The organism is Vibrio sp. ER1A, assembly GCF_000733315.1.
In the GTDB taxonomy this organism is placed as follows: Bacteria; Pseudomonadota; Gammaproteobacteria; order Enterobacterales; family Vibrionaceae; genus Vibrio; species Vibrio mediterranei.
This window is the reverse complement of sequence record NZ_JPJA01000106.1, coordinates 1-9,147: the sequence shown is the minus strand read 5'-3', so window position 1 is coordinate 9,147 and position 9,147 is coordinate 1. Positions and strand designations below refer to the sequence as shown.

Genomic DNA, 9,147 nt, shown 5'->3' with positions numbered 1-9,147 from the left:
GTATTTTCCAAGCCACATATAATACTTAGCTTCAAATGATAATAGTTAATATTAAGAATAATATTCCTGCAGCTGTTCAACTACTCGGTCGATACTGCGCAGAGTATTTAAACGAATGCTTAGAAAGCTCTGATTGATTCCTACTCGACTGGTTGCTTCCTTTTGGGTTAAACCCTCGACCAGATACAGTTCTAATGCTGTAATGACTTTTCTTGAACTGATCTTCGTAAGTTTAAGTAACAGGCTTAACTGTTCTTCCGTTACTTTTCCACGCTCTAAAGCCATAATTTTCTCCAACTGGAAGGAAGGGGGAGCCTAATTCTTCGTACCCCCCTTAGTGCTATTGCGTTTGTGCCCTGAACTTTTCAAGAAATTTGCCAAATCCAAGGTCTCCAGTCCAAAAGTTAATAGCGTGCTCTACGCCTTTACTGGTGTAAGTGGCTCCGCTAATACCATCTACTCTATAGGGATCTTGAGAAAGGCTATGTTTTTGGCTTAGGGTTATTGATGGTTTATTATCTTTAAAAATCAGTCTATTCGCGAAACGTGTTGACCAATCTGGGTTGTCGGTTATTTCCGCGCCAAGACCTTTACTCTCTTGGTGCTTGTAGAACTTAAGCCCCGCAATACTAAAGTCACGACTATTTAGACCTAAGTATCCGTATATCAACCCGAATTTCCCTTGAGCCCGAATAGGCATAACAAGACGATAAGTGACCCCGTTTTCGTCATGGATAAAGTAGACAGGCAGCGCATTTTCGCGCATTTTTATGCCCGCTATATCATCCTTAGCCGACAAGGAAGTCGCTTTAGTGGGTGAAAGTGGATAATGGGTTAGTGATTCGTCGACATCGAACTTCGACGGTCGAAATTCGCCACTATTGAGGTCAACGGTTTTCACATCAACATACTTGTCGATGAGTGTCGAGACGGGTAACCGTTTTTGCATTAGTCCAGCAGATTCCAACAAAGTAAGGCGTTGGTCGAGTTCGGTTGGCTTAGGTGGCTGCTTTTTTAGGTCAGGTTCTGTACAGGCAACAAGAAGGGTTGCGCTGGCAGTGATAACAAGTGTAGTGACAAAACGCATGGTCTTAACCTATTTAAGCTTGCGAGGAACAACTTGTGCGATGACCTTAAATTGACCTTGGTTGGTATCGACAGTCATGGTTAGAAACTCCCCCAGTTTTAAGGTGCGTTTAGGGCCGAACATCATAAAGTGGTGAGTGTTTGGGGTTAATGCGGTTTTTTTTCCTGCTGGAATGGTAATGTCTTTAACCATGAACATGACACGCTTCCCTGCTTCATATTTGGTGCTGTGAAGCATGGTTTTGTCAAACTCGTTGATATGAAACCCAGTAATAATCAGTGTTTGGTCGCTGTTATTGTAAATCGTCATTTTAGACCCAGTGCCTTTCGCTCCGCTGGCTAATTGGAAGATGACAGGAGAGTCTATTTGGACCTTGTCTTGAAGCGTTGGAGTGCTTGCATTAACTGCAGGTACGAGAGACAGTAGGCTGAATAACGCGACAAGGGGCAACAAGAATTTTCGCAGTGACATCTTAATATTCCTTATATTTACAATGTGTTAATAACTTTATCTAAATCTAGTTTTGCTGAGTAACCAATATGCATATCTACAAGTGTGCCTTTTTGGTTAATCAGATAAGTGGTAGGTGTGACGCCAATAGAGAATCGTTCTTTAGATATTCCTAGTTGGTCTTTGCCAATGGGAAACGTGAACTGATATTTGTGACGAAATGCATCAAGGTCGACGTCGTACTGGTCAATATTAATAGCGATTATGGCGACTTCATCTGAGCGTCTTTGATAAATGTCTTGCCATTTTTTCATCATGGCTATGCAGGCACCACAGGTAGAAGACCAGAATTCGAGCACGACTTTCTTACCCTTATAATCATGAATACTGAGTTCAGTGTCGCGAGAATCTAGTGCCACGATGTCGGGACTTTCAGCCCCAATTTTGGCAACTTGCTCTTTACATCCTGTAACTATCACTACCGTACTGAGGAGTGGAATCAGTAAATAGTTACGCCACATCCAGGATTTCCTCACCGATATATTTACCGTGTTGTAAGCGAATAATGCGGTCAGTAAATTGCCCTAAACTCGGGTTATGGGTGACCATGATGATAGTTTTGTTTTGAGCATGAAGCTTTTTGAAAATCTCAAGGACGATATTCTCATTTTCTTCATCAAGATTTCCGGTAGGCTCATCGGCGAAGATGATTGGACTTTCATTTACAATCGCGCGAGCAATACATACACGTTGTTGCTCCCCGCCTGACAGTTGACTCGGAAGGTGATCAAAACGGTGACCCAATCCCACTTGTGTCAGCACCGCTTTCGCAGCGTCTTCGTCAGGAACGCTATGGTAATGTTTAGCCAACATGACGTTTTCCAACGCCGTCAAATAAGGAATTAGGTGGAATTGCTGAAACACCAAACCAATTTTCTCGGCGCGAAAGGCACGTCGTCCTTCTTCATCGAGAGAGCCAGCATCCTCACCATCCAAAATAACCGTTCCTGATGTTGCACTGTCTAGGCAGCTAAGAATGTTCATCAAGGTGGTTTTGCCTGAACCTGATGCCCCCATAATGGCGACAAACTCACCTTTTTTGACTTCAATACTGATATCGTCAAGTGCATGGACTTGATCGAATACTTTGCAAAGTCCCTCTGTTTTAATAGCGAATGTAGACATATTAATCTCCTTTCAGGACTTTGGCTGGGTCGATTCGTATCGCTCGAATTGTCGGAAGAGTGGCCGCGACCAAGGCGGCGCAAAATGAAAGTAAACTGGTAATCAATAGAACAGGTATTCGAATATCGATGGTTGCGCCGAATACGGACTGTCCGAGAAACTGAGCCAGAATGTAGCCGATCACCAAACCGCTAATGACAGCGGCGAGAGTAATGATTAAGGTTTCATAAACGATTTGGCGCTTAATGGATTGATTCGATGCGCCCAATGACTTTTGCAGCGCAAATTCATAACGACGCTCCGCGATCATAGAAGTCATCGTCGTATTTACGCACAACGTCGACAACACCAAAATCACCAAAGCAACGATGCCCATAAGCAGTTTTATTTTATCAAGCACCTTGCCTTCTGAGGCGGAGACTTTGCGAATAGGCCTGATCACAAGATCACTATAATGACGTTTCAACGTCTGCTCGAACTGAGCTACTTGTTGCTTGTCGTTGGTTAGGCTAAACATGGCGAAATTAATCTCATCACCTTTATTGAGCCACTTTTGCACAAACGGTAGATTTACGATTAAGTAATTGTCTTCGTCTGAACCTGACTCGACGATTCCTTTGATTCTAAAGCTGTAACTACCTTGTTTTCCGTATACAGTAAGTTCTGAGCCTATGCCCAGCTCTAACTTCTCAGCGAGCTTTTTACCTATCATGACGTTACGGTCATCAAAGGATACTCCGATCCATTGACCTTCAACTTGCCAGTAAGGTACGAGCTTCTTCAGTTGTGAAAAGTCGATACCCATCAATACGACCTTCTCTAGTTCAGCTTGAACCATGCCATATAGGTAAGGACTAGATGCAATGAGGCTATCTTTAGGGGCAAGTGATTTTATTTCTTGGTATTGCTGCGTTGTGAGCTTTTTAGTGGCTTCAGGGCCAACAAAGAAGTTAGCGCCATAGTTACGAAGCTCATGACTCATTTTTTCATTGATATCGAAATATATGCCTGCCATTGCGGTAATGATTGCCGCGCCAACGGTGAGTGCGAGAAAAACCACCAGGACGCGCTGTGCACGCAGTTTTAGCGACCGCCATACTAGTGTTGATAACATTGAACGAGGTTTATTTTCGGCCATATAACACCTCTATTGGGTACAGTGATGCGATTCTGCGAGATGGGAAATAGGTTCCAAGAACAGTAATCAAAGTAGAGATAAGTAGAACGACAGGAACAATGATCCAGTCAAATGAAATAGAAGAACCAAACAAGGCGTAGCCGATGACTTTGGATAACCCCCAACCAGACAAACAGCCCAACAATCCACCTAAAATGCCACACAATATGGACTCGGAGTAGAACAAGGCATAAACCTGCCAATTATGCGCTCCTAGTGATTTCATTAACCCGATTTCTTTGGCTCGTTGCAGGATCGCATTGGTCATTAGAGATGCGATACCCATTGCTGAAGCAATCAGTGCAGCAAAAGTTACAACAAACAATAGCGCCTGAATCTTACTGATAACGGCACCCTCAGATGCAGCTACTTGCCAAAGCGGTTTTACTAAGGCGTTGTTCATCGCCCCTTCTAGTTGGAACGAAATAGAAGAAACAAACGCAGTGCAAAACCACAAGTCATATTCATCAGAGTCGAGAGACTCTAGATCTTCGCGTGCTTTTTTAGACAGAGCATTTTCCGGAACGGTCAGAGCAGACACTTTTACGCTTTGGACTTTGCCTTCTAAACCTAGGAGTTGCTGCCCTTTATTTAACGGCATCACAACGGAGCTTTCATCGCTGGTACCGTTAGTGAGAATGCCAGTGATTTTGAAGTCGTTTTTAACATTACTCTCACCAGCGAGGGAGAGGGTATCTCCAACCGACAATGACAGCTGCTTGGCTAACGTTTTACCAATCAGTACTTCGTTTTTTTCGTCGCTGGGCCATTGCCCATCAATATGCCAATAGGTAGAAATGACTTTGTTACCGGTACGATATTCGTGGTCGTCGGCAACTGGGAGGTTTTTGTCAAAAAAAGTACCGATGATGCGAATGGTGCGATTCGACTCTACATCTTTAACCTGACCTTTCACGAATGGAGCAAAGCCAATTATGTTATTGCGCCAGAATATATCCATGATGTTAGGTAACTCGCTTTCGGCAAGCAGATCGTCTTTTTCCAGTTTATTGACGTTATGAGCGAGGAGTTCGGGCAGCTTTACTTCCCCTTCAGGTGATATCTCAATATTCGCACCGTAGCTTTTCATCTCCATAGACATTTTGTTGCCAATATTGATTGATATTGCTAATAAGGCCGAAATTAGACTTGCTGCTAAGAATACAGTAATGACAGCCAGTCTTTTTCTGTTGGAGTCATGACGCCATGATTGACGTAGCATTCGAATTAACATTGCTAATCTCCGAGTGGGTTAACAGGTTTAACATCGGAATACTTCCAGGGGTCTTCTCTAAATGTCTCGTATGAGTCTTCCGAGGTGAAGAAGTACGTTTTTCCGGAGAATGAATAGCTGTGCTCAGCATCCATATTGCTGATTTGTTTACCGTTAACGGGATCGGTTGCCATAACTTCTACTACTTCACTGAAGTACTTTAGTCCGCTTTCTAGTGTCGCTTGGGTTACAACAATCTCGTTGTTTTCAACCCGCCAGTCAGGCATTGGAATAGGGTTACATCCACCTGGCTTGCCAATAGATGGAATAAAAATATGCACCCCACATGCAAGACAAACGACTTGGTCACCCACTTGAGCGTAACCTGCGTCGCCACATAACATGCAGGCATCAAACACAACACCAAATTTCTTTTCACCTGCAAATCGGTCAATAACGAAGAAGCGAACGACCTTGCCGTCACTGGCTACCCAGTCAAAACGATGTAACTTACCGTCTATTAAATGTTCATCAATCGGGATATGAACCCGACCATCCGTTGCCATCTCCATTCTTTGTGCTTCTGAACGATGAATGGGTTGTGAAGCGACAAGATCCCAATAGAGTAAGGCGATAAGTACAGCAGCAAGAGTAGCGAGATTAAATGTGACCTTGTGTTTTGCCGAGTTCAGCTGAAATGGGCGCAAAACCCCTCAATGGCAAGAGAGGTATGAGATACTTGTGTTTTTAACGGTTGAATTTGAGAGCGATAGAAATAGCACAAACACAACAATGAAATGACTAAAACCGCATAAGACGTCATCCAAGAAAAGTTAGTGACTTTTGAAACATATGCCAATAAGCCTCTATCTAAGCCAACAATACTTAGCTTCATACTGGCGAGAATGATTTCACCAGATAATGGTAGGGCGGCAATCACCAATAGCAGCACAATTAAAAATCGTCGCGCACCTTTGCTTAATGCTGTGACAGTCAAACTCGACGTAACATGAATAAACGCAATGGCCAAAAAACCTAAGATGATAGCTGTAACATTGAGGATAAGCTCAGTGTTGATTACGTTTGTCGTACTTAACATGGTCAGCTTAGCTACTTTCGCCCACATAAAGCTGGCAAGCAGAGTTGTTAGGCTCTGTAAAGCAATCAGTGGTCGCGGTGATATTGAGAACAAAAGGCTAACAATTGCGGTGAGTAATAAGATCGCTAAGTAGCTAGTAGAGGCGGCTAATATGTTGACCTGGCTAAAAGGTAACAGGAAGAACAGTAATGCTCCGGAAAATAGCGATAGCAAAACCCATCCGATTTGATGCACATACATGCGGGTACTGTGTGTTGCCCAAATGGCACCAAATAGGAGTGCGGGTAGTAAATAGACAAGTAAGACTTGGGAAAGATAGAAACTCATACTGTAATCTGACCGGCAGAGAAAACTTAAACAACCAAACAAGATCAGCTCAGGCTCTAATGCAATCGCCTGAGCTGATAAAGCAATGGTTAGTTGATACCTACGTATTTAAATTCATAACTCGCATCGAACGGTTTGAACCAACGACCTACACCTGTTTCTTCGTCTGTATGACGCAGTAGTCCTGCTTTTGATGGCGGGTCAATATGGAAAGTGAGTTCGTAGTTACCAACACCTAACATATTGATATTCGAGCCATAGTGAGGACCATCCGCTGCAACCATTGGCATGAACGTGCCTTCTTGAGTCTTACCTGTATCCATGTTTTTCAGTGTGTAGCTGATGGTTAGGTACGGGATCCATTCCCCTGCCGCAAATCCATTCTTGTTGCCTTTTAAGGCGTGAATGTCTGCTTCAAGATGAACCTCCGATTTTGATGCTGCGCGCATCATACCTTGTGGCTCCATGGTTACTGGTTTTAAGTAAACTGCGGCAATTTCCATTCCGTTCATTTCAACAGGTTCACCTGCTGGATGTTCAACGAATGGTAGGTCGTTAGCCATAGCTATGCCTGAAATTGCTTGTACAGCCACTGCTGCGGAGATGAGTTTTTTGTTAAACATAGTAATGTCCTTTACTTGTTTGATTTTACGAAGTTTTAATTGAACTATGAGTTCGCATGGATAGTCATGTCTTGCTTATTTTTGAGCTTTAAGAGCACGAGCGCGAACAGTGCTGCCAGCACCAAGATGAGCTGAGGTAACAAGGTTTCTAAGTATGGATAGATTCCAAGCGCTGCGAATTCTGGCGCGCCAGCAATAAGTGTTGGGTCGAATAATTTACCTTCGATAAGCTCCAACACGCCTTTACCTGCGAACACAAATGCCATTAAGTACATAAATCCGCCGGTGAAAATAAAGAATGGCTTGAGTGGGAGTTTGACTACGCTATATCGCATGATGAAGAAGATGACAGCAAGTAGAACGGCGCCAACAAGGAAGCCTGCAACTAACGCCGTCATAGTTTGTGCAGTGGCATCGCTCGCCAATGCAAAATAGAACAGCACGGTTTCAGCCCCTTCGCGATAAACCGCTAGGAAACTTGCTAACCAAAGTCCTATTAGGGAGCCTGTCGTAATTGAGTTTGAAAGTTTGCTTTGTAAATAGCGCTTCCACTGAACAGCTTCTACTTTTGAAAGAAGCCAATAACTCATTGAAAATAGGATCACGACGGCAATCAGCATGGTGATGCCTTCCAATAGCTCTCTACTTGCGCCTGCATTCTCGAACAACCATTGAAATAGCGCGGCTGTAATGGCACTGGCGATAAGACCTACCACGACTGAGTTTTTAACGACATGAAGCTTATCGGATGCGTCATTCTTGATTAGGTATGCTGTAATTGCTGCCACAATGAGCATGGCTTCAAGCCCTTCTCTGAAGATGATGGTGAAGCTTGCAAGTAACATGGCCCACCATCCTAAATCTCCTTCAGAAAGCGTGTCAGAGGCGTCCATCAATCCTTGTTTTAAGAGCTTCACTTGCACTTGTATATCATCAACCTTTTGATTTGCCTTTAACATGCTGACGATTCGAGTGAAATAGCCTTCTAACTCTGACTTATAGCGACTGTCTCTAGAGCCAACGGCATTCTCCATTCCTGAGGCTTCAAAGTGGTCGAAATAGGCATCTTGCATTGCCAACATTGCACCGTTGGTATCGCCATTTTTATAGAGCCCTATAGCACCGTCGACAACTTGAATAATGCTACTGACGACAGGCCGCCAATCTTTTGATTGAACTGATGATACTTCGGAAGAGGAGTCTGAGACAGACTGAAAATCGCGAGTTGGGGGGAGACCAGGTAACTCATCCTTTAGATCTTGTACTAAGGTTGCCAGCTCATAGCTAAATTGAATGAGATGTTTTTGGCTATATTCTTGTTTGGCTATTTTCGCTAATGAACGAAATGCTGCATTATATTCAGCCGCTTTTTCCGCTGAACGGTTCAATCTTATTGTGATTTCGAGCTCGGTATTTTTAAAGCCTTTGAATTGCGCTTGCTGAACCAACTCGAAAGCTCGTTGCTGTTTTTTCGTGGATTCATCAGGTTGTTCGGCAGATTCTCGATACTCAGTTAGTGCCTCATTCAGTTGTGTATCAATAGAGGTTACGGCATCTCGCCAAAAAGGAAGAATATCATCTGTATGAAGGTTGGTATTTTCGGCGAGGAGCTTATGCCCAGAAGCTAGAATACTCGGTAAGTTAGCCACCTCTTGCTTTAACCAATCAATTTCACTTTGAACGTTTTCAATAGATTCTCTAGCGACGATCATTTTTCGTATCTCGCCAAATTTAGATTCTAATTGGTACGCGTATTTCTGTGAATAATTAATGCGGACGGGACCTTCCAAGCTTTCAAATACTTCGAAGTAAGCCATTTGAACTGTGGTTTTAGCTTCGTTTTGTTGCCCCTCTCGATATAGTTCTTCCGCTTTATTGAGTCGAGAGATTATTTCTTTGACCGCACTATGATAATTCATGGCGTAGGATAGTTGTGGGGACATAAATAGAAATATCAACAATAAGTAATGACCGTAACTATTAATT

At 43.3% G+C, this 9,147-nt stretch carries 11 protein-coding genes; all 11 read right to left on the bottom strand.

Annotated elements, in window-relative coordinates; genetic code table 11:
• Positions 1 to 51: 51 nt before the first annotated feature.
• The 11 genes from HW45_RS28080 to HW45_RS28030 all read right to left on the bottom strand — a co-directional run bounded on the left by HW45_RS28080 (position 52) and on the right by HW45_RS28030 (position 9,104).
• The gene (locus HW45_RS28080; protein WP_038231489.1) at positions 52 to 285 is read right to left on the bottom strand and encodes a PapB/FocB family fimbrial expression transcriptional regulator; all 234 of its coding nucleotides are present in this window, start codon (positions 283 to 285) and stop codon (positions 52 to 54) included.
• 55 nt (positions 286 to 340) lie between these two features.
• The gene (locus HW45_RS28075) at positions 341 to 1,087 is read right to left on the bottom strand and encodes an FMN-binding protein (protein WP_038231487.1); all 747 of its coding nucleotides are present in this window, start codon (positions 1,085 to 1,087) and stop codon (positions 341 to 343) included.
• Positions 1,088 to 1,096: 9 nt separating this feature from the next.
• A complete protein-coding gene (locus HW45_RS28070; RefSeq protein WP_038231485.1) occupies positions 1,097 to 1,558 on the bottom strand; it encodes a copper chaperone PCu(A)C in 462 nt (153 codons plus the stop codon).
• A gap of 17 nt (positions 1,559 to 1,575) precedes the next feature.
• A complete protein-coding gene (locus HW45_RS28065; protein WP_038231483.1) occupies positions 1,576 to 2,058 on the bottom strand; it encodes a TlpA family protein disulfide reductase in 483 nt (160 codons plus the stop codon).
• Complete coding sequence (locus tag HW45_RS28060) at positions 2,048 to 2,722, bottom strand: ABC transporter ATP-binding protein (RefSeq protein ID WP_038231482.1); 675 nt, start codon at positions 2,720 to 2,722, stop codon at positions 2,048 to 2,050. Before HW45_RS28060 ends, HW45_RS28065 begins: the two co-directional genes overlap by 11 nt.
• Position 2,723: 1 nt before the next feature.
• Positions 2,724 to 3,860 carry an ABC transporter permease gene (locus tag HW45_RS28055; protein WP_038231481.1) on the bottom strand — a complete coding sequence of 379 codons (1,137 nt, stop codon included), beginning with the start codon at positions 3,858 to 3,860 and terminating at the stop codon, positions 2,724 to 2,726.
• Positions 3,847 to 5,133: an ABC transporter permease gene (locus HW45_RS28050; protein ID WP_038231478.1), complete on the bottom strand. Its 1,287-nt coding sequence runs from the start codon at positions 5,131 to 5,133 to the stop codon at positions 3,847 to 3,849. The genes HW45_RS28055 and HW45_RS28050 overlap by 14 nt, the downstream gene beginning before the upstream one ends.
• Positions 5,134 to 5,135: 2 nt before the next feature.
• A complete protein-coding gene (locus HW45_RS30145; RefSeq protein ID WP_235225574.1) occupies positions 5,136 to 5,819 on the bottom strand; it encodes a Fe-S-containing protein in 684 nt (227 codons plus the stop codon).
• Positions 5,801 to 6,538, bottom strand: coding sequence for a hypothetical protein (locus tag HW45_RS30140; protein ID WP_235225573.1), 738 nt, complete (start codon positions 6,536 to 6,538; stop codon positions 5,801 to 5,803). Before HW45_RS30140 ends, HW45_RS30145 begins: the two co-directional genes overlap by 19 nt.
• A gap of 89 nt (positions 6,539 to 6,627) precedes the next feature.
• Positions 6,628 to 7,161 (bottom strand): iron transporter, encoded by a 534-nt coding sequence (locus HW45_RS28035; protein WP_038231474.1) that lies wholly within the window; start codon positions 7,159 to 7,161, stop codon positions 6,628 to 6,630.
• 44 nt (positions 7,162 to 7,205) lie between these two features.
• A complete protein-coding gene (locus HW45_RS28030; protein WP_051868487.1) occupies positions 7,206 to 9,104 on the bottom strand; it encodes an FTR1 family iron permease in 1,899 nt (632 codons plus the stop codon).
• Positions 9,105 to 9,147: the final 43 nt, after the last annotated feature.

Bases quoted from the DNA above. Each gene is read 5' to 3' on its own strand.
- HW45_RS28080 (WP_038231489.1), bottom strand. From the start codon at position 285: ATGGCTTTAGAGCGTGGAAAAGTAACGGAAGAACAGTTAAGCCTGTTA.
- HW45_RS28075 (WP_038231487.1), bottom strand. From the start codon at position 1,087: ATGCGTTTTGTCACTACACTTGTTATCACTGCCAGCGCAACCCTTCTT.
- HW45_RS28070 (WP_038231485.1), bottom strand. From the start codon at position 1,558: ATGTCACTGCGAAAATTCTTGTTGCCCCTTGTCGCGTTATTCAGCCTA.
- HW45_RS28065 (WP_038231483.1), bottom strand. From the start codon at position 2,058: ATGTGGCGTAACTATTTACTGATTCCACTCCTCAGTACGGTAGTGATA.
- HW45_RS28060 (WP_038231482.1), bottom strand. From the start codon at position 2,722: ATGTCTACATTCGCTATTAAAACAGAGGGACTTTGCAAAGTATTCGAT.
- HW45_RS28055 (WP_038231481.1), bottom strand. From the start codon at position 3,860: ATGGCCGAAAATAAACCTCGTTCAATGTTATCAACACTAGTATGGCGG.
- HW45_RS28050 (WP_038231478.1), bottom strand. From the start codon at position 5,133: ATGTTAATTCGAATGCTACGTCAATCATGGCGTCATGACTCCAACAGA.
- HW45_RS30140 (WP_235225573.1), bottom strand. From the start codon at position 6,538: ATGAGTTTCTATCTTTCCCAAGTCTTACTTGTCTATTTACTACCCGCA.
- HW45_RS28035 (WP_038231474.1), bottom strand. From the start codon at position 7,161: ATGTTTAACAAAAAACTCATCTCCGCAGCAGTGGCTGTACAAGCAATT.
- HW45_RS28030 (WP_051868487.1), bottom strand. From the start codon at position 9,104: ATGTCCCCACAACTATCCTACGCCATGAATTATCATAGTGCGGTCAAA.